This is a genomic window from Marinobacter sp. F3R08 (assembly GCF_018860425.1).
GTDB lineage: Bacteria > Pseudomonadota > Gammaproteobacteria > Pseudomonadales > Oleiphilaceae > Marinobacter.
The window spans coordinates 461,204-479,900 of sequence record NZ_JAHKPI010000014.1 but is presented as its reverse complement, the minus strand read 5'-3'; the positions used below and the strand labels follow the sequence as shown (position 1 = coordinate 479,900).

At 56.5% G+C, this 18,697-nt stretch carries 16 protein-coding genes; 7 read left to right on the top strand and 9 right to left on the bottom strand.

Annotation, left to right across the window (positions count from 1 at the left end):
- Nucleotides 1-16 precede the first annotated feature (16 nt).
- The 3 genes from KO499_RS05235 to cysZ all read right to left on the bottom strand — a co-directional run bounded on the left by KO499_RS05235 (nucleotide 17) and on the right by cysZ (nucleotide 6,225).
- The gene (locus tag KO499_RS05235; protein ID WP_228339756.1) at nucleotides 17-2,467 is read right to left on the bottom strand and encodes an acyl-CoA dehydrogenase; all 2,451 of its coding nucleotides are present in this window, start codon (nucleotides 2,465-2,467) and stop codon (nucleotides 17-19) included.
- 130 nt (nucleotides 2,468-2,597) lie between these two features.
- Nucleotides 2,598-5,459 carry an RNA polymerase-associated protein RapA gene (rapA, locus tag KO499_RS05230; protein WP_215982650.1) on the bottom strand — a complete coding sequence of 954 codons (2,862 nt, stop codon included), beginning with the start codon at nucleotides 5,457-5,459 and terminating at the stop codon, nucleotides 2,598-2,600.
- Between the two features lie 16 nt (nucleotides 5,460-5,475).
- Entirely contained in the window at nucleotides 5,476-6,225 is a 750-nt protein-coding gene (cysZ, locus tag KO499_RS05225) for a sulfate transporter CysZ (RefSeq protein ID WP_215983388.1), read from the bottom strand.
- Between the two features lie 97 nt (nucleotides 6,226-6,322).
- Between cysZ and KO499_RS05220 the strand changes: the two genes are divergently transcribed.
- Complete coding sequence (locus tag KO499_RS05220) at nucleotides 6,323-6,727, top strand: VanZ family protein (protein WP_215982649.1); 405 nt, start codon at nucleotides 6,323-6,325, stop codon at nucleotides 6,725-6,727.
- A gap of 402 nt (nucleotides 6,728-7,129) precedes the next feature.
- On the opposite strand, the gene KO499_RS05215 is transcribed toward KO499_RS05220, so the two are convergent.
- Nucleotides 7,130-7,825 carry a class I SAM-dependent methyltransferase gene (locus KO499_RS05215; RefSeq protein ID WP_215982648.1) on the bottom strand — a complete coding sequence of 232 codons (696 nt, stop codon included), beginning with the start codon at nucleotides 7,823-7,825 and terminating at the stop codon, nucleotides 7,130-7,132.
- Nucleotides 7,826-7,954: 129 nt separating this feature from the next.
- On the opposite strand from KO499_RS05215, the gene mnmH reads away from it, so the two are divergent.
- The 5 genes from mnmH (at nucleotide 7,955) to KO499_RS05190 (ending at nucleotide 12,547) form a co-directional block, all read left to right on the top strand.
- Nucleotides 7,955-9,058 (top strand): tRNA 2-selenouridine(34) synthase MnmH, encoded by a 1,104-nt coding sequence (gene mnmH / locus KO499_RS05210; RefSeq protein WP_215982647.1) that lies wholly within the window; start codon nucleotides 7,955-7,957, stop codon nucleotides 9,056-9,058.
- Between the two features lie 142 nt (nucleotides 9,059-9,200).
- Nucleotides 9,201-10,034, top strand: coding sequence for a mechanosensitive ion channel family protein (locus KO499_RS05205; protein ID WP_215982646.1), 834 nt, complete (start codon nucleotides 9,201-9,203; stop codon nucleotides 10,032-10,034).
- Nucleotides 10,035-10,204: 170 nt separating this feature from the next.
- Nucleotides 10,205-10,759: an aminoacyl-tRNA deacylase gene (locus KO499_RS05200; protein ID WP_215982645.1), complete on the top strand. Its 555-nt coding sequence runs from the start codon at nucleotides 10,205-10,207 to the stop codon at nucleotides 10,757-10,759.
- An 85-nt stretch (nucleotides 10,760-10,844) separates the two neighbouring features.
- Complete coding sequence (locus tag KO499_RS05195) at nucleotides 10,845-12,140, top strand: FAD-dependent monooxygenase (protein ID WP_215982644.1); 1,296 nt, start codon at nucleotides 10,845-10,847, stop codon at nucleotides 12,138-12,140.
- A gap of 41 nt (nucleotides 12,141-12,181) precedes the next feature.
- Nucleotides 12,182-12,547: a histidine triad nucleotide-binding protein gene (locus KO499_RS05190; RefSeq protein ID WP_215982643.1), complete on the top strand. Its 366-nt coding sequence runs from the start codon at nucleotides 12,182-12,184 to the stop codon at nucleotides 12,545-12,547.
- A 56-nt stretch (nucleotides 12,548-12,603) separates the two neighbouring features.
- Here KO499_RS05190 and phoU read toward each other — a convergent pair whose 3' ends face one another.
- From phoU to KO499_RS05165, 5 genes are all read right to left on the bottom strand, one after another.
- Nucleotides 12,604-13,326 (bottom strand): phosphate signaling complex protein PhoU, encoded by a 723-nt coding sequence (phoU, locus tag KO499_RS05185; protein WP_215982642.1) that lies wholly within the window; start codon nucleotides 13,324-13,326, stop codon nucleotides 12,604-12,606.
- A 34-nt stretch (nucleotides 13,327-13,360) separates the two neighbouring features.
- Nucleotides 13,361-14,248 carry a phosphate ABC transporter ATP-binding protein PstB gene (pstB, locus tag KO499_RS05180; RefSeq protein WP_215982641.1) on the bottom strand — a complete coding sequence of 296 codons (888 nt, stop codon included), beginning with the start codon at nucleotides 14,246-14,248 and terminating at the stop codon, nucleotides 13,361-13,363.
- A gap of 11 nt (nucleotides 14,249-14,259) precedes the next feature.
- Nucleotides 14,260-15,534, bottom strand: coding sequence for a phosphate ABC transporter permease PstA (gene pstA, locus KO499_RS05175; protein ID WP_215982640.1), 1,275 nt, complete (start codon nucleotides 15,532-15,534; stop codon nucleotides 14,260-14,262).
- On the bottom strand, nucleotides 15,527-16,915 hold the full coding sequence (pstC, locus tag KO499_RS05170; RefSeq protein ID WP_215982639.1) for a phosphate ABC transporter permease subunit PstC: 1,389 nt from the start codon (nucleotides 16,913-16,915) through the stop codon (nucleotides 15,527-15,529). Before pstC ends, pstA begins: the two co-directional genes overlap by 8 nt.
- A gap of 137 nt (nucleotides 16,916-17,052) precedes the next feature.
- The gene (locus KO499_RS05165) at nucleotides 17,053-18,093 is read right to left on the bottom strand and encodes a substrate-binding domain-containing protein (protein WP_228339755.1); all 1,041 of its coding nucleotides are present in this window, start codon (nucleotides 18,091-18,093) and stop codon (nucleotides 17,053-17,055) included.
- Between the two features lie 197 nt (nucleotides 18,094-18,290).
- Here KO499_RS05165 and KO499_RS05160 point away from each other — a divergent pair, with 197 nt between their 5' ends.
- Nucleotides 18,291-18,695, top strand: coding sequence for an acyl-CoA thioesterase (locus tag KO499_RS05160; RefSeq protein WP_215982637.1), 405 nt, complete (start codon nucleotides 18,291-18,293; stop codon nucleotides 18,693-18,695).
- Nucleotides 18,696-18,697 lie beyond the last annotated feature (2 nt).

The following is an 18,697-nucleotide window of genomic DNA, read 5'->3' as shown; positions in this document are numbered from 1 at the left end:
TCAGGACTGTCTCTTGTCAGGCTGGGTTGTGATCAATCACGGTTTCCTTGTTTCGTGCGAACGCATCAAACGGGAAGTCATCCACCGTCAGCATTTCAAGCACCACCGTCTCGTACTGGCGCATGAAATCGGCTTCCTCCTGAGTATAGACACCCGCCTCGAGCGCCGCTTCGAAACGCTCTTCCGGATGCAAGGCCGTCATCGGCAGTTCGCCCTTGGCGTAAGCTTTGGTCGCCTTGCGATAGAGCTGTTCTGCCTTGTCGTAGTCTTTCAGCAGATCATTGTACCGGGCAACCGGATTTTCCACGGAACCCTCTCCGCTGGTGTGCCACACACTGGCAATCAATTTATTACGAATCGGTGTATCGGTCGAGATCGCCCTGGCCAATTTGCGCGCCAGATCGTCATGGGGGCTTCCCCACCGGCGACCAAGCGGTAAGGTGACACCACGCAAGACCAACGCCACCGCGCGGTTCGGCAGATTCTGGAGGAACTCATCCAGTGCGTTTTCCGTGCGATGGAGCAACAGACTCAAGCTGTACTCCATGACCTCTTTTTCGCCGTCTACCGGCTGGGTCTCGTGCCAGTTCTTGAGCACCATAGAAGCGAGGTACAGGTTGGAAAGCATGTCCCCCAGTCGCGCTGAAATCAGTTCACGCATTTTCAGCTCGCTTCCCAGAGTGGTCATCGCCGCATCTGAACACAGTCCGAACGCCGCACTGAAACGGGCAACCGCCTGGGCATACTTGCGGCTACTGCTGTCAAAGGGCACATCGGCCCGCCCAAGACTCAAGGCCTGGGTGAAAGCACGAGCCGCGTTGCCGAAGATCAGGCCGGCATGGCCAAAGAAGGCATCATCAAACGCATTGATATCGTCATTATCCTTGGCTGCAAGTTCCCTGAGCACATAAGGATGGCAGCGTATCGCGCCCTGCCCGAAGATCATCAGGCTGCGAGTCATGATATTGGCACCCTCAACGGTAATCGATACCGCTGCACCGCTGTAACCAATGCCCAGATAGTTTCGGGGGCCGAGGGTTACTGTTTTACCACCATGAACGTCCATGGCATCAGTAAGAACACCGCGCTGAAATTCCGTAAGGTGATATTTGAGAATAGCGGACGGCACGGCCGGCTTTTCACCCTTATCAATCATGTTCGCCGTATGATTGACCGCTGTCTGAGAGATATAGGTTTTCGCAGCGATCCGGGCCAGCGGCTCCTGCACACCCTCCATATCAGCAACGGGCGTATTGAACTGGCGGCGAATTCGGGTAAAACCGCCAGCTGTGCCAACCGCAGAGGCAGATGCACCGGCAGCACCAGAAGGCAGGGTAATACAGCGCCCCACGGACAGGCATTCAACCAACATCCGCCAGCCCTCGCCCGCCATTTCGATACCACCAATGATGTAGTCGAGCGGAATAAAAACGTCCTTACCCTTGATTGGCCCGTTCAGGAACGGGCTGCCAATCGGGCAATGGCGACGGCCGATTTCCATGCCCTTGGTGTCCCGGGGAATAAGAGCACAGGTTATGCCGTAGTCTTCCGTATCCCCAAGCAAACCATCCGGATCAAACATCCGGAAGGCGAGCCCGACAACCGTGGCGATGGGCGCCAGAGTGATCCAGCGTTTCTCGAAGTTAAGTCGAATACCGACCACTTCCTTGCCGTCCACTTCCTGCTTGCACACGATGCCTGTGTCAGGAATGGATGTCGCATCCGAACCTGCCCGGGGGCCGGTCAGACCAAAACAGGGGATCTCCCGGCCATCAGCAAGGCGCGGAAGATAATGTTGCTTCTGTTCCTCGGAGCCGTATTTCACCAGCAACTCGCCAGGGCCGAGCGAATTCGGCACACCGACGGAGACCATCAGGGTTTCGTTGGAGGCCAGTTTCTGCAGGACCGCAGACTGAGCTTTGGCGGAAAACCCGAGACCGCCATATTCTTTGGGAATGATCATCCCGAAGAACCCTTCTTTCTTCAAAAACGCCCAGAGCTCCTCCGGAAGATCGGCCCTTTCAACCGCAACATCCCAGGTATTACACATGGAGATTGCCTGGGTGCACTGGTTGTCAACGAACGCCTGTTCTTCCTCTGTCAGCCCGGTATAGCGGTTGATCAACAGGTTATGCCAATCCGGGCGGCCGGTAAAAATCTCACCGTCCCAGCCCACTGTCCCCGCCTCCAGGGCAATCTTTTCAGTTTCGGAAACCTTCGGTGCGACTTTCTTGAACATCGCAAAAACTCGGGGGGTAAGCCAGCTCTTCCGAAAACCCGGCAGGCCAGCAGCCGCTGTGACCGCAGCCCCGATGAACAGCAGGAGGGCCAGCCAACCAGAAGCAAAAATCAGCGACAACAGCCCGGTGACGGCCATTACGCCAATGGCAGACATTGCACCGGACTCGCGCCGCATCACGATCAGCAGGCCTGCCAGTGCCACTATAAACAGTATGAAAGTCATCATAGGTTCTCTCTGTCATCCATGGTTCGGGAATATTGAAGACTATAAATCATTGCGTTTACGGTACCGCATCAGGTTAGGGCTGACTAGCAAGTGCCGCACAGTCAGCCAGTTACAGCCGTCACACCCCAGCTCATGAGGTCACGATCACACGAATGCCTTCCAATGCCAGGCTGGCATGGGCAATGGCATCCCGGGCGGCCTGAAACTGGTTCCGAAAGAAGTCAATTTCGTCCTCTCGAATCGCCGGATTCACTTTCTGCAACGCTTCGAGTCTGCGGATTTCCGGTTCAAAACTGGCAGACAGCTGCTGCAGTGCCTGAGTTTTCAGGGGTTCGAGGTGCGGCTCAGACAATCGCTCCGCGTGATCCACCATGGTCTCAACCTGCGGCCGGATCTGGGGCACAATAGCCTGAGCCGTTCGCCGGCGAATGTTGGAACACATGTCATTCAGCCGATCGTGGGGCAGAGCACCCGACAGCTCCTTGCCATTAACGTCCACTAGCAGCCGCAACGGCGAGACCGGCAGATAGCGGGTCAACTGCAGGGCTTCCGGTGCCGGACAATGCACAGTAAACAGGGCCTCCATCAACAGCGTTCCCGGTGGTAGTGCCTTGACCGAGAGGCTGGCAAGCGCGGCCTTGCCCAGACCGGAACTGGTCACGGAATCCATCACCCCGGTCACCATTGGGTGCTCCCAGCTCATGAACGCCAGATCTTCCCGCCCCAGGGCGTTTTGCCGGTCCCAGGTTACGGTAACACCGTCTTCGGGCAATTCGGCCACATGGCCAGCCTGATATTGCTCACCCGGACGAAGAATATCGGAGTGATCTGCATGGTCCTCAACGTCCACCCCGAGTATGTCGAAGGCTTCCATCATGTAATCCCGGACCTGGGCCTCGCCCTCTTCCTCCTCAATGGCTGAAATCAGCCCTTCAGCCACATCCTGTCGGCAGGAGTTAAGTTCGATCAGCGCGTCACGGCCATTCTGCAGCAACGTTTTCAGTCGCTTCGCCTCATCCGCCGACGCTTCTACCAGCGCATCGGCCAGCCCGGCGTCGCCATCAATAGCCTGCCGCCATTGAGTTTCCACAGCTTCCTGAACCGCGACACCCACAGCGCAACTTTCAGCGAAGGCATTCAGACCTTCATGGAACCAGCGGAACTGAATCTCCTGGCTGGTGCCACGCAAGTAGGGTACGTGGATATCGATGGTTTCAGTCTGTCCGATCCGGTCAAGCCGTCCGATGCGCTGCTCAAGCAAATCGGGGTTGGCGGGCAGATCGAACAGGACCAGGTGATGCGCGAACTGGAAATTCCGGCCCTCACTGCCAATTTCGGAACAGATCAGCGCCTGGGCACCCTGCTCCGTATCGGCAAAGTAAGCGGCAGCCCGATCTCGCTCGATCAGACTCAAATGTTCGTGAAACGCGGCGCTACGGATGCCAGCCCGAAGCTGAAGATAGTGCTCCAGAGCCATGGCCGTCTCTGCACTGGCGCAAATGACGACGACTTTTTCCGGACGAAGACTGACCAGTTTTTTCTCAAGCCACATCACCCGGGGATCGTCCGCCAGCCACTGCTCTTCGGACACCAGTTGCTCAGGAGCCAGTCCCGGAATGCCCTGAGCCTGCCCCTCGTACATGGCCGGACAACTCAAGGGCTCCGGATTGGGGCGACGCTCCGGGAAGCCCTGAATGGCCGCCCGGGTGTTCCGGAACAGCACCCGCCCGGTACCATGGCGGTCCAGCAAAGCATCAATCACCGATTGCCGCGCATTCTCCCCGGCCAATAGCTGAGCCAGCTCCTCTCCCAGCCATTCCTGCAACAGTGCCTGGTCCCCGGCGCTGATTTCGGAGGCCTCATCCTGAAGCCGGCGGACAACACCATTGATCGTTTCGTACTGTTTCTCTTCTTTCTGAAAGGTTTCCAGATCATGGAAGCGTGCCGGATCCAGCAGTCGCAACCGGGCAAAGTGACTGGCAACACCAACCTGCTCCGGCGTCGCCGTCAGCAGCAACAGCCCCCGACTGATCCCTGACAGCTCTTCGACAATCTGGTATTCCGGGCTGGCCTGATCCGGGCTCCATGCCAGATGGTGGGCCTCGTCCACAACCATCAGGTCCCACTGTGCCTTCAGAGCATCTTCACGCGCCCTCTGACTCTTCTTCAGAAAATCGAGGCTACACAGAACCAGTTGCTCGCTTTCAAAGGGATTGACCGCGTCGTCGTCACCAAAAATATGATTCATCAGAGCATCAACGTCGCTCTCCTGCTCTTTCAGAGCGTCATAGCGACCCTGATCCACGATCGAAAAACGCAGATTGAAACGCCGAAGCATTTCCACCAACCACTGGTGAGTAAGGGAGTCCGGCACGACGATGAGCGCCCGCTTTGCCCGACCGGTGTGAAGCTGGTAGTGCAGGATCAGCCCTGCTTCAATGGTTTTTCCGAGGCCGACTTCATCCGCCAGAAGAACCCGTGGTGCATGACGCCGTGCAACTTCGTGAGCAATATAGATCTGGTGTGGCAGGTGCTGGGTCCGTGCACCGATCAGCCCCTGGGCCGGGGACGCACGAAGACGGTTCATGTGCTGAAGCGTGGCGAATCTCAGGCGAAAAGCACCGTTGCGATCAAACTGGCCCGCGAACAGTCGCTGGTGAGGGGCTGAAAAATTCACCGACCCGGCGAGCTTTACCTCGGAGATTTCATGCAGATCGCTGCCATCGTCTCCGTGGTACATGAGCACGCCGCCAATATCCTCGACCGCGCGGACCGTGTACCGCTCACCACTAAAGGTCTCTATTTCCTCACCCAACTGATAGATGATGCGAGACAGTGGCGCGTTATCAATCGCGTAGGTGCGCTCCTCATCGGCGGCCGGAAATCCCAGAGTGACCCGGCGTCCGGAGATGTCGGTGACGATACCGAGCCCCAGACCGGTATCACTGTGGCTGACCCAACGCTGACCAATAACAAATTCCGATGTATCCAAGAAACCTCCAGACCAATTAAGTTCTTGTAGCGCCGTTTTCGCGCACCCAGTAAGCCGTTGCCCCACACACCGCCGCCGGAACCACAAAAAGGTTCAGTATCGGCACCATCGCCGCCAATGCCACCGGCAGGCCAAACCCGAAGGCTGACAGCCGGGTGTCACCCAACAACCGACGCAAGGCGGGGAAACTGACCTTATGGTTATCGGCGGGATAGTCGACATACTGCAAAGCCATCATCCAGCTGTTGAAAAGAAACCAGAGCACGGCTGCAACCAGATTAACAACAGGAATCAGGCCAATGATGAGCAGGCCGAGAGCCCGCGGCAGGTAGTACAGGATTTTCTGCACCTCACGCCACAGTGCGCGGGGAATGTCCTTGATAATGGACGCCCAACTGTCTTCGGTAGTCACTTCCTGGCCGGTCAGGTGCTTTTCTGTCAGTTCAGCAAGGTACCCATAAAAGGGAGAGCCAATCAGATTGGCTACGATCACAAAGCCGTAAGCCAGCATCAGCACGATGACGGCGCCATACAAAATCCAGAACAGCCAATCCAGCGCCTGAAGCCAGGGCCAGTCCGGCAGCCAGGACATGGCAACGGCAACCAGGCCGGCGAAGAGTTCTCCCAGAAAGACGAACAGTAATCCGAAGAGCAGAATATTGATAACCAGTGGAATAATAACGAACAGCCGCAGGCCAGGCTGACGAATCAGGCGGAAACCTTCACCCAGATAGCCCAGTCCACGAAAAAAATTACCCTTGAGCATCGCTGGCAGGACCTCCGCTTCAATGACAATGACGGGGCGCAAAGCATATCATGTTGGCAACATTCCCACAGCCCGAGAACGCTCAGGGACTTCCCGGATGGATACTTTGAAACAACAGCTGACCAGCCTTCTGAACTATCGCCCCTTTTGGCGGGCAGCTTTCGTGCTGTCTGTGCTGGCCATCGGGTTTCTTGCGACGACCAGCACCGCATACCCGATCTCCTCATCATCCAGTGACAAGCTGAACCATCTGATTGCCTTTCTTGAGCTAACGATTCTGACCCGTCTGGCCTGGCCAGAACTCCGTGCCATCTGGTTTGCTCCGGTACTTCTGGGCTTTGGTCTCGGCATTGAACTCATCCAATCCAATCTGCCATACCGGGAGTTTTCCCTGGCCGACCTGGCTGCTAATGCTGCCGGCGTCACCATCGGGCTCTTGCCTTGGCCAGGTATCCAGAGACCCGAAAAGAGTGGCTTGAGAAATTCGCCAGAATCTTTGTGAGATATATCTCACAAAGCCGTGAGATCTTTCAGTGCAGCCGCGTGCGCGGCCGGTCTACATACCTCTTAGCCAAAATCTAACGCACTGATAAATATCAACTATTGATCCTGGCAAAGCCGCGGCTGGCGACCCTTCGCGCCAACGTACACACGATTGTCACTGTTCAACTGGTATATTGATTTCATCAGGGAGGACGAGGAAAGGACGACGCACCGGATGCACCCCTGCATGGATTGCAGGGAGAGGTAAGGACACAAGGACGCCTCGCTTAAGGGATAACTGGATAGTTGGCCTGGATGCCAGCACCAAGGAGTGGCTCAAGGATCTCGCAACACGGCTGTTGCCCAATGCGCAAGGACGCGCCGACCTGTTCTGACAAAGGGTAACCCCCATGGTTGCCCTTTATTTTTTCCAGTCCTTTTTCCCTGCTTCTGTTTCGCCACTGGTCGTCCCGGCCACATATATTCTCACCTGATTGAACTCCTCGAATTCGTTCAGATCCGGCCAGGTCCGGGCTTCAATCACAGTCTGCTTGCAATACGCATGGTCACCCAGAACTTTCATCCGAGAGTCTGCCAATAACACCCGCGGTGCGGCCTGTCGAAACACCTGGAGTAATGGCCGATTGTCCGGGTCATAGAGTACATCTGCCGCCGTCACGACATCCAGATCCCGGGGTCGGTCTGCCCAGTCACTGCAGAGCCCAACGGACACGCCATTAAGTTCCGCGTTGGCATGGACAGCCTCCAGAGCGGCCGGATCAATATCACACGCTATAACGTCCCTGGCCCCAGCCATCGCCGCAGCCACGGCCACTATCCCGGACCCGGAACCAAAATCCAGAACCCGCTTACCCTTCACCCACAGAGGATTATCCAGAATCCAGTTAGCCAGCACCTGACCGCTGGCCCAGCAAAAGGACCAGTAGGCAGGTTCTGCAACCACGGCCTGTGCTTCGTCATGGGACAAGGGCCCCTCAAGTACGGCAGGATCAAAGAGATACAAGGCAATTCGTTCACAGCCAGCTGGGCGGGTCACAGCCACCCGCCCCCGGGCCAGGGTCTTGCGCAAATGTTGATTCAGACAATCCTCTGACACAGAATTCACCCTTGAATTTCAACGGGACGCCATTGTACCCCGGAGCGTCGGCGAACAGAGCACGATGAGCAGAAAACACCCATTTCCGCTATACTGCCGTACCTATCAGACAACTGGCTCAACCCCAAAATGGCAAGCAGACACGACACCGACGACTACCTTTCCCTGTTCCTGAATGACGTGCCCCTGATGGACGTTCGGGCACCCGTGGAATTCGCCCGGGGCAGCTTTCCAAGCGCGGAAAATGCGCCACTCATGAACGATGAGGAACGCCACCGGGTCGGCATCTGTTACAAGGAAAAGGGCCAGGACAAAGCCATTGAACTGGGCCATCAGCTGGTTTCCGGTGACATCAAAGCTCAGCGCATTGAGGCCTGGAAACGTTTTATTGCCCGCCATCCCGAGGGGTATCTTTTCTGTTTCCGGGGCGGCCTTCGGTCCCGACTCACCCAACAGTGGATCCGCGACGCCGGGATTGACTACCCGCTGGTAAAAGGCGGCTATAAATCATTGCGCCGGTTTCTGATAGACAGCCTGGAAGAGCAGGCCAGCTCTGGCCAGTTCCGTATGCTTAGCGGACGCACTGGCACCGGCAAGACGCGAATTCTTCAACAACTGCCAAACCCGGTAGATCTTGAAGGCCTGGCCAACCACCGGGGGTCCAGTTTCGGACGTCAGGTAACGCCCCAGCCCTCACAGATCGATTTTGAAAACCGGCTGGCCGTAGCCATGCTCAAAGCCCGTCATTGCAACCATGGCCCGGTTTACCTGGAAGACGAGGGCCGCCTGGTCGGACGTTGCGCTCTGCCCGAGACCCTCAAGGAGCGGATGGGCGCATCCCCACTGCTCATCCTTGAGCAACCCATGGAAGAGCGCATTGCCATCATCCGAGAAGACTATGTTGAGGGCATGTATGCGAACTATGTGAGTCGCGACGGCGCCGAAGCTGGCTGGCTGAATTTCCGGGACTACCTGCTAAGCGCCGTGGACCGTATTCGCAAACGACTGGGCGGGGAACGTCACAAACAGTTGCGCGGCTTGATGGAACAGGCATTGGCGCAACAGAGTGCTACCGGCCAGACCGATACCCATAATGCCTGGATTCAGACGCTGCTTCAGGATTATTACGACCCCATGTATGACTATCAACTCAGCCAGAAACAAGGGAGAATACTGGTCCGCGGAGAACCTCGGGCCATCCTTGATTGGGCCCATGAAAACCGTTGTGCCTAGGATTTTATCCGAAGATTTAACCGGCAATATACTTTCGTTAACGTTGTCTGCTATATAAAGATATAGACGGATCAAGCTGTTGCGGAAATTTGTCTGTTGACCTCACCCTTATGAAAAATATTAATGAACAAGGAGTTCTTTTATGGAAGACCTGTTTGGAGCCGAAGGCGGCGCTTCAGCACTGATGGATCAGGCCATGGCCCTGATTATGACCTACGCACCGAAAGTGGTGCTGGCCATCGTCACACTGATTGTCGGCCTGTGGCTGATCAATCGGCTTGTCGGTGTACTCGATAGCAAATTGGGCAAGAAAGACCCCACCCTCAATAAATTCCTTTGCGGTCTGGTCAGCGCGATTCTCAAGATCCTGCTGCTGATTTCTGTCGCATCCATGGTTGGTATTGCCACCACCTCCTTCATTGCCATTATTGGTGCCGCTGGCCTGGCCGTCGGCCTGGCACTCCAGGGCAGCCTCGCCAACTTCGCTGGCGGCGTGCTGATCCTGATCTTCAAGCCTTTCAAGGTTGGTGATGTCATTGAAGCTCAGGGCTACCTTGGCTCAGTGCGGGAAATCTCGATTCTGTACACTCTGATCGACACCTTCGACAACCGTCGGATCATTATCCCGAACGGCCAACTGGCCAACGCCAGCCTCACCAACATGAGCATCTATGACACCCGTCGCTGCGACATGAGTTTCGGTATCGGGTACGGCGATGACATCGACAAGGCCAAGGCAGTCTGCAAACGACTCATCGAAGAAGATGAGCGCGCCATGAAAGATCCTGAGCCGCTTATTGTGGTTGGCGCTCTGGGAGAAAGCTCTGTAGATCTCACCGTCCGGGTCTGGACCAAAGCAGGCGATCTGTGGCCGTTCTACTGGGACATGCAAGAGAAAGTCAAGAAAGCGTTTGATGCCGAAGGGATCAGCATTCCGTTCCCTCAGCGCGATGTGCATATGGTTAAAAGCGACTGAGACTCAAAATCCGTTGCTCTTTGATACATCTGGTTACTCGCAAACTGCGTAACCTCAACTAAGCTGACCATTAATGGCGGGGTCTCCCGACCCCGCCAGATCATCGGAGCCAGACAATCTGAACGACACAGGCTCCGGAACGCTGTCATTGCTGGTAGGAGGTTGTCACTATGCCGGTACAGCAGTTGAAGGAATTCCTTGATGGCGCAGGTATCGAATACATGTGCCTCTCCCACCCCCCTGCGTTTACCGCCCAGGAACTGGCCCACCACGTAAAAATCGCAGGCGACCGCGTCGTCAAAACAGTGATTATTGAGCTGGATGGCAAAATGGCGATGCTTGTCATGCCGGCGACCTGGCGAATCCGCTGGGACAGATTATCCCGAATTCTGGACACCGATTTTATTGATCTCGCTGATGAACAGGAGTTCCAGGACCGCTTCCCGGATTGTGAGGTGGGTGCCATGCCACCCTTCGGCAACCTGTTTGGAATGACCGTTTACTGTGCAGAAGCCCTCACGGAACAATCGGAGCTCGCCTTTGCCGCTGGCAGTCACAGTGAATCGGTACACATGAAAACCACCGATTTTCTGACTCTGGTACAACCCATGGTACTGCACCAGGGCTTCAACAAACCCGGCGCCCAGAAGCCTGCCTGGCTGCTAAAAAGCCGTCGCCGGCCTGACAACACAGCCGAACATCAGGTGTCCGGCATGGCAGGTTAGCCGGGCTTTCCCTGCCTGCCTGTCCCCGGTCTCTTGTCTGGCAGCCGTCATCGCGTAAACTGAGGGCCTCAGACAGGAAACCGATATGACTCAAGCCTTTGATATTTTGGTGGTTGGCGCCGGCATGGTCGGTGCTGCCCTGGCCACTGGCCTCGGCCAGAATGGCTTCCGCGTTGCTGTGGTTGATCGAGCCCCGGCACCCCGGTTTGATCCTGCAACCACGCCGGACATCCGGGTATCAGCCCTGAGTGCTGGCAGTGAACGCTATCTTCAAAGCCTCGGCGCCTGGGACCACATCACCCGGATGCGAGCGACGCCCTACCGACGCCTGGCAGTGTGGGATGAAACCCGTCATCCGTTGACAGACCTGATCCCCCGGAAACTGGCTGAAGTTCAGTTCGACGCCAACGAACTGGGCGCAGCCCACCTTGGCCATATTGTCGAAAACTCGGTAACGCAGCAGGCTCTTTGGCAAACGGCGGAGGCCTGCCCGCAGGTCACCCTGATCCAGGGTCATGGCGTTTCCTCGCTGACCCAGGCAGGGAATTCAGCCACCGTCACCCTGGATGACGGCAGCGAACTGGTTGCAAGCCTGGTGATCGGGGCCGACGGAGCTCAGTCCCGGATAAGGGACCTGGCAGGTATTGGCATCACCCGGAACCAGTATGACCAGCAGGCGATGGTAATCTCGGTTCGTTATCAGGGAGCGGTCGACGATATTACCTGGCAAGGTTTCCATCCCTCCGGCCCCCGGGCTTTCCTTCCATTGCACAGTGCCGGAGCGGCACATCCCGGAGAAAGCTGGGCCTCGCTGGTGTGGTACGATTCGCCCGATGAACTGGCGCGCCTGAAAGCTCTGGACGACAGCGAACTGATGGCGGCTCTCCAGTCAGCGTTTCCCGCTTGCCTGCCAATGCTGACCCATATCGACCACAGAGCCTCATTCCCCATTGCCCGCCAGCATGCCAGGCACTACCACTCCGGGCGTGTGGTTCTGGCCGGCGATTCTGCGCACACGATCAATCCCTTGGCCGGCCAGGGCGTGAATCTTGGTTTCCAGGATGCCCAGGCCCTGCAGGCAATCCTCCGGGAAGCCAAACGCGCGGGCGATGACCTGGCCGCCCCTGAGTGGCTGGAGAGGTACGAACGCCAGCGCCGGCCCGCCAACCGGAGGATGATGCTGACCATGGATATGTTCTACCATCTGTTCAGTAACCGGATTCCACCGGTACACCTGGTGCGCAACCTCGGCCTCGGCGCCGCCCGCGCGCTCCCCGTCGCCCGCAACCGGGTTGCCCGCTACGCCATGGGTATCGACGAGGAACTGCCACCCGTAGTCAGGCAGATAACCGCCCGGATTCCGGGCCTGAGCCAGCTCTAACACCGCACGAAAATCTCAAGAACAATCCATAAGGAGCCGTCATGTCAGAAACGATATTTACCAAGATCATTAACCGGGAAATCCCCGCCGACATCCTCTACGAGGACGACATCAGCCTGGCGTTCAGTGACATAAACCCCCAGGCACCCGTGCACTTTCTGGTAATCCCGAAGAAAGCCATCGCTACGATCAACGACATCACTGAAGAAGATCGGGAACTGGTGGGGCATCTGTATCTGGTGGCGGCGAAGATTGCCAAGGAGAAGGGTTTTTCGGATGACGGCTATCGGGTTGTCATGAACTGCGGGGAAAATTCCGGGCAGACGGTGTTCCACATCCACCTGCACGTCCTTGCCGGCAAGCCTCTCGGATGGCCGCCTTATACCGACAGGATGAAACAGGCCTGACCGGTCAAGAGCAATGGGGAGGGCCGGCTCGCTTGCGCCTCCCCAAGCCAGAAAAATCAGCGTCCGACGACTTTCTCAGCTTCTTCCACCGGCGTATGACGGACGTCCTCACCTTTCACCATGAAGATCACGTTCTCGGCAATGTTGCACGCATGGTCACCTACCCGCTCCAAGGCACGGAGCACCCACATGACAGACATGCACCGTGAGATATTGCGGGTGTCTTCCATCATGAACGTCAGCAGCGTGCGGGCTGCCGCCTGATATTCCTCATCGACGCGCTTGTCTTCCTTCATGATCCGCAGGGCCTGCTCGGAATCCAGTCGAGCAAAGGCATCCAGGGCCTCGTGAAGCATGCTGAGCACGTGAGTGCCGATATGACGCACTTCCACGTAACCACGGGGTGCCTGGCCTTCTTCGGTCAGTTTGATGGCCAGTTTGGCAATCTTCTTGGCTTCATCACCAACCCGCTCCAGATCCGCGACCATCTTGATCACCGAGATCACCAGACGCAGGTCCCGTGCCGTAGGCTGGCGGCGAGCAATAATAAGCGTGGCTTCCTCGTCGATTTCCACTTCCATGCGGTCAACTTTCTTGTCGTTGGCGCGAATTTCCTCGGCCAGATGACCATCTCCGTCCACCAGAGCCTGAACGGCACTCTCGACCTGAGCTTCCACCATTCCGCCCATTTTCAGGAACTTGGTTTTGAGTTCCATCAGTTCATTGTTGAACTTGTGGGAGATGTGATCCCCGTAAACATCATCCTTCTTCGTAGGCATACTATTCTTCTCCAAAAATTCCTCAGGTCCGGAATCAGCCGAAACGGCCAGTGATATACGACTCGGTCAGTTCATGTTCCGGCGAGGTGAAGACCTTGTTGGTCTCGTTCACTTCCACCAGATGTCCCAGGTGGAAATAGGCCGTGCGATGGGATACCCGGGCCGCCTGCTGCATTGAGTGGGTCACAATCACGATCGTGTAGCTCTCAGAGAGCTCCGCAATCAGCTCTTCCACTTTTGCGGTAGCGATCGGGTCAAGTGCCGAGCAGGGCTCGTCCATCAGCACCACTTCCGGGCTCACGGCAATCGCCCGAGCAATACACAGACGCTGTTGCTGACCACCGGACATACCGGTTGCCGTGGCATCCAGGCGGTCCTTCACCTCGTCCCAGAGCCCGGCTTTGCGCAGGCTGCTTTCGACAATTTCATCCAGATCCGATTTGCGGTTAGCCAGACCGTGAATACGAGGTCCGTAGGCCACGTTGTCGTAGATGGACTTGGGGAACGGATTCGGCTTCTGGAACACCATGCCAACCCGGGCCCGTAGTTCGACCACATCCCGCTTGGGGTCGTAAATATCGTGATCGTCCAGTTGCAATGTTCCATTCACCCGACAGATATCAATGCTGTCGTTCATCCGGTTCAAACACCGCAGGAAGGTGGATTTGCCGCAACCGGATGGCCCGATGAAGGCAATAACCTCGTTGCGGGCAATATCCAGGCTGATTTTCTTGATCGCACGGGTCTCGCCGTAAAACACCTCAACATCCCGAAGCTTGAACTTCGGATCATTCGAGAACGGATTACCGACGGTCTTGCCTTCCTCGATCACGGTTTCCGCAGGCTTTGATTCCTGGACTGGCACGGCCGTTTCGACCGGTTGGGTAGCTTCGCTGGCAATGGTTGTGTTCACACTATTCATCTTGATTCTCCTTACCACCGGCGCTCGAGACGTTTACGCATCCAGATGGCCAATGCATTCATGCTGATCAGGAAGGTCAGCAACACCATAATGGCTGCCGACGCACGTTCTATAAAGGCAAGTTCGGGACTACCGGCCCACAGGAAGACCTGCACCGGCAGAACGGTTGCAGAATCGAAGAAGCCATCGGGCACATCCACGATGAACGCCACCATACCGATCAGCAGCAGGGGCGCAGTTTCACCCAGGGCCTGGGCCATACCGATGATTGATCCAGTCAGCATCCCCGGCATTGCCAGCGGCAATACATGGTGCAGAACCACCTGCATCTTGGAAGCACCGATGCCTTCCGCTGCCTCGCGGATCGAAGGCGGGACACTCTTGATCGCGGCGCGGCCGGAGATAATGATCGTCGGCAGCGTCATCAGGCTCAGAACCAGACCACCAACCACCGGAACCGAGCGCGGCATGCCGAACAGGTTGATAAACACCGCAAGGCCCAGCAGACCAAAAATGATGGATGGAACCGCCGCCAGGTTGTTGATGTTGACCTCGATGAAGTCGGTGAATCGGTTCTGCGGTGCAAACTCCTCCAGGTAGATGGCGGCTGCCACACCTATGGGAAACGACAGGATCAGGGTAACGAACATGGTCAGCAACGAACCGACGATTGCACCGACAATGCCTGCCTTGGACGGATCACGGGAATCGCCGCCACTGAAGAAAACGTTGTTGAACGATGTATCGACAACGTTTCGCTCCAGAAGATCGTCAACCCATGCACGCTGCTGTTCATTCAATTTGATGGAGTAAGCACCATCCCCTGCATGCTTCACATAGACATCAACATCCGTATGCGTCAGGAACGTCAGGGTCCGGGTGGTGTTGAGCCACTCAGGATTGTTCTTGAGGGCATCTCGAAGCGTGACGGAAGCGTAGGGGTTAATCAGTTCCCGAACCTGCTTCCGGTCTTCTTCCGTTGCCCCGGGGATCTCTTTGATCAGCGCCTGAACCAGAGGCTCGACAAAATCGGCCATCTTTATCTGGCGCTCGTCCGTGGGATCGTCCAGATACATCATCCCGCCATCCAGCTGGACATCCATGGTGATGGTGGTTTTCACGAAACCGGTGTAACCCTTGCCGATAATATCGGTGAACAGGATTATCAGGGCCCCGAGGGCAATGGCGATGGCCATGATGCCGTAGGCACGGAAACGACGTTCCTTACGGTAGCGGCGCTTGAGCGACTGGCGGACAATTTCCGCCTGTGAACGTTGGTCAGTCATACTGTTCCCGATATTTGCGTACAATTTTCAGTGCAACGACGTTAAGCAACAAGGTTGACAGGAAGAGCATGGCGCCCAGAGCAAAGGCGGCCAGCGTCTTGGCACTGTCGAACTCCTGATCCCCCGTGAGCAGTGTCACGATCTGGACGGTAACGGTGGTGACCGTTTCCAGAGGGTTGGCTGTCAGGTTTGCCGCCAGACCTGCGGCCATGACCACAATCATGGTCTCACCGATGGCCCGGGAAACTGCCAGCAGAATACCGCCCATGATTCCAGGCAGTGCGGCCGGGAATATCACCTTTTTCATGGTTTCGGACTGGGTTGCCCCCAAGGCCAGAGAACCGTCGCGCATGGCCTGAGGTACCGCATTGATCACATCATCCGAAAGAGACGACACGAAAGGAATAATCATGATGCCCATAACCGCACCGGCGGCCAGTGCACTCTGGGAGGACGCTTCAATACCGAGGGTGGCCGCAACGTCACTGATAAAGGGTGCAACGGTCAGGGCGGCAAAGAAGCCATAAACCACGGTAGGTATACCGGCCAGCATTTCCAGCAACGGCTTGACCACACCGCGAACCTTTTTACCGGCATACTCAGACAGGTAAATCGCCGACAGCAATCCAACGGGTACGGCGACAATCATGGCAATTGCAGAAATCAACAGGGTGCCGGTGAACAGGGGGATCATCCCGAAAGCACCCTGGGAAGCGACCTGATCGGCCCTCAGTGCGGTCTGGGGGCTCCAATGGCTGCCAAAAATAAAGTCTGTGAACGGCACCTTCTCGAAGAAGCGAAAGGTCTCAAAGGCAACCGAAAAAATAATGCCAACGGTGGTCAGAATGGCGAGTGCCGCACAGGAAAAGAACAGCCACTTGAGAATGGCTTCCACCTGAGCGCGGGCATTCAGTCGCGGCCGAATTCTCAACCAACCCAAAAAGCCAGCCAATACCGCCACAGAAATAACCAGAGCAGACATCAGGAACTGGCTCTGCGAACGCAACGCCTTCAGCCGCTCTGCCGCCTCTGCGATCGGCGCTTCCACAAACCCGGAGGGCAAGGCGCCACTGGCGACGTTACTGATCTTGCTTAGCAGAAGACTCGCCTCGCCATCAGTCGGCGGAATCAGCCCTTCCGGTAAGCCACCAATCACGATCAACTGAATAACCTTGCCCTGAAAGGCCATCCAACAGGCCAGTACAAGCAGAGCGGGAATACCACTCCAGAGGGCTGCTCGGGCGCCGTAATAAAAAGGCAGCGATTTCAGGTGTCGAATCCCGCCCATTGGCATTGCCAGTGACCGGGAACGGGCGTATCCAAGCCCGTACGCGACAATGGCCATCACCAGGGTCAGCAATAAAAGATTAGCCGGTTGCATGAAAATTCCTGTCCTCGACTTCGGATTGGCGCTCAGTTTACAGGTTCACATCTGCACTGGCACCGGATCGTCCAAACGTGCAAAAGGTGCGAGCCTCGCTCGAGACCCGCACCTCTGTTATTGACCGGACGGCGGTCTTACTTGAGCTCGCCCAGTGTCAGGTTCGGCATGCTTTCTGCCTTATCCATCAGTTCCATCAAATCAGCGCGGGGCGGAACGATCAGGCCAACATCTTTGAGGTAGCCGTTCTGACCCATGGCTGCGTTGCTGGTGAACTCACCAACGTATTCTGCAATGCCTGGCACCACGCCAACGTGTGCTTTCTTCACGTAGAAGAACAGCGAACGGGCAACCGGGTAATCATCTGCGGCAATCGCTTCAGCAGTTGGAACCTTGCCGTTGAGAGTCGCGGCCTGGAGACGGTCTGCGTTTTCTTCCAGGAAGCTGTATCCGAACACGCCGTACATGCCGGTGTCGCCGATCAGTTTCTGAACGATCAGGTTGTCGTTCTCACCCGCTTCGATAAAGGCCCCGTCTTCACGAACGCTTTCACAGATAGAAGCGTGCTCATCCTTACCCAGGTTCGCGGCTTCTGGCAGTTCGTCACAACCGGCGGCCAGGGCCAGCTCGTTGAACGAATCACGGGTACCGGAGGTCGGGGGAGGTCCCATCACGCGAATTGGCTTATTCGGCAAACTGGCATCAACGTCGCTCCAGTTTTTGTTCGGGTTGGCTACCCACTTGCCATTAACAGGCACTTTGGAACCCAGGGCCAGGAACAGCTGCTCCAGGGTGAGGTCCAGATTCTCGGCATCTTTCGAGCTGGCGATAACAATGCCGTCAGAACCGATGCGGAATTCAGTGATATCTTTAACACCGTTGCTCTGGCAGAGTTCGAACTCGGAAGTCTTCATGCGGCGTGACGCGTTGGTGATATCCGGATGCTGGGTACCAATACCCTGACAAAACAGCTTGAGACCGCCACCAGAGCCGGTAGATTCCAGCTTCGGAGTGCTGAAGTCCGTCTTGGTGCCGAAACGCTCGGCCACAACGGTGGCAAACGGATACACAGTAGAGGAACCCACGATGCTGATGGTGTCACGGGCCATGGCCGGTGCAGACAGGGCGGCTACGGAGCCAGCCAGCGCAACGGTCGCGAGTGCTTTGTTCAGTTTCATCACGTCAAGTCTCCATTATTCGGTTTGGACATTGTGTCGGATGTGTTTTACCGATGAATGCAGACTAATGGCACTCTATGACAAGTTTGTTACAGCTTCTGAAATATAGTCAGGAATATTGAAATTTGCTTGCAGCTTCGGCCCAGCCCGTTAACATGCCATTTAAAACAAGTCCAGGCTCGCACAAAGGCACCACTATGACCGCGTTAGACGATGACAAGCCCACACCCCGGGGTGAGCTCACCCTCCAGGTAATTCCTCTTCCCTCCGACACCAACGCCAATGGCGATGTTTTCGCCGGATGGCTGGTTAAACAGATGGATATGGCCGCAGCCACTATGGCCGGGCGTATCTCCCAGGGGCGCAATGCAACCGTAGCGATGGACAGGATGGAGTTCCTTTCGCCGTTACGCATAGGTTCCCAGGTTGGTTGCTACTGCGAGCTCGTTGATATCGGTCGCAGCTCCATGAAGATCTGCGTGGAAGTATGGACCCTCGACCGCACCGCGAAACATCCGCGCAAGGTAACTGAAGGTCTGTTTGTCTACGTCGCCATTGATGAGCAGGGACGGATCCGGGAAGTGCCCGAACAAAGCCTCTGAGC